Annotated in this window: 1 protein-coding gene; it reads left to right on the forward strand. The window is 73.3% G+C overall.

The window, feature by feature from the left end:
- Positions 1 to 209 precede the first annotated feature (209 nt).
- Positions 210 to 1,517, forward strand: a complete 1,308-nt coding sequence (locus ACOV8S_RS00860) for a M6 family metalloprotease domain-containing protein (protein WP_448315333.1) — start codon at positions 210 to 212, stop codon at positions 1,515 to 1,517.
- Positions 1,518 to 1,581: the final 64 nt, after the last annotated feature.

Below are 1,581 nucleotides of genomic sequence, written 5' to 3' on the forward strand. Positions count from 1 at the left end.
GTCCTCTCCCCCCGTGGACGTCCGGGGCTCGGCCCTTTTCTCCGCAGGTCCGGAGCGTCGCCCCGCCCGTGCCCTCCGCCAAACCTCTTCTCCGCGAAAACCCCCGACCGGCCCCTCCCAGCGAGCGAGGATCACCGGCTCGGCCCAGGGTGATCGCAGGGGCGGCCCGGTGTACCGACCGGCCGCCACGGCGGAGTGGGAGGCCGAGCATGCCGCGCAGCGTGTACCGCCGCTCCATACCGGGCGACGGGGCGGGCCTCACCCGTTCCCGTCGGATCGCCTCGATGGCCGCCCTGTGCGCCCTCAGCCTCGCCGTGTGCACCTCCGCGGTGAACGAGCGCACCGAGGACCCGACCGCGGCCGGCCCCGTCCCTCCGGCCCGCGCCGCCGTGGGACTGGCCCCCTGCATGATCAGCGGCGGGCTGGACGCCCAGATGTCCGAGGGCGTGCCCACCCCGGCCGGCTACTCCCCCGCCACCGGCACCGTCCGCGCCCTGACCCTGATGGTCGACTTCCCCGACGCCCACGGCGAGGGCGAGGCGATGGACCGGTACGCGGAATTCTTCCCGCAGACCCAGGACTGGTTCCGCACCAGCTCCTACGGCCGCCTCGACTACCGCGCCGACGCCCCGGTGAAGCGGTGGCTGCGCATGCCGAAGGACTTCGAGGAGTACGGGATAGAGCGCGGCGCGCCCTTCGACCCGTCCTACCGCGGGCTGGTCGAGGACATCGTCGACGAGGCCGACGCGGACGTCGACTTCCGCCGGTACGACCTGCTCAACATCCTGGTCACCCCCAACGCCGGCCCCTCCGCTCTGGACACCGTGCTCTCGGTGACCTTCGCCGCCAACACCGAGGCCCCGGTCGCCGACGGCGTCCCCGTCTCGCACACCTCGTTCGTCTACTCCCGCCAGGACGACGGCTCCGGCAGCTACGGCCGCACCGGCTACCGGGTCCTCCCCCACGAGAACGCCCACGTCTTCGGACTGCCCGACCTCTACACCCACGACGGCGGCGGGGCGGCCGGCCACTGGGACATCATGAGCGAGGACTGGGGGGCCAACAACGACCTGCTGGGCTGGCACAAGTGGAAACTCGGCTGGCTGGACGCCGGCCAGGTCAGCTGCGCGGCCCGCTCCGACTCCACCTCCGACCACGTGCTGAGCCCGCTGGCCCGGGCCGGTGGCCCCAAACTGGTCGTCCTCCCGCTCGACGAGGACTCCAGCTACGCCGTGGAGGTCCGCACCCAGGAGGGCAACGACGAACTGGTCTGCCGCCCGGGTGTCCTCGTCTACCGCGTCGAGGCGGGCGTCGAGACCGGGCAGGGGCCCGTCACCGTCCACGACCACCGGCGCGACAGCGGCGGCTGCACCCACGCACCCAACGTCCACGCCGAACTCTCCGACGCGACCCTCACCCCCGGCGACACCTTCACCGACCGCGACAACGGCATCCGCCTCCGCGTCCTCGCCAAGGGCCCCGGCGACACCTACCGCCTCCGCGTCACCCGCGACTGACCAACCGGGCCCCCGCGCCGCACCCTCACGGTCCCGGCGACGCACGAAGCCCTCCACGCCCCAT

Source organism: Streptomyces sp. CO7, assembly GCF_053474865.1.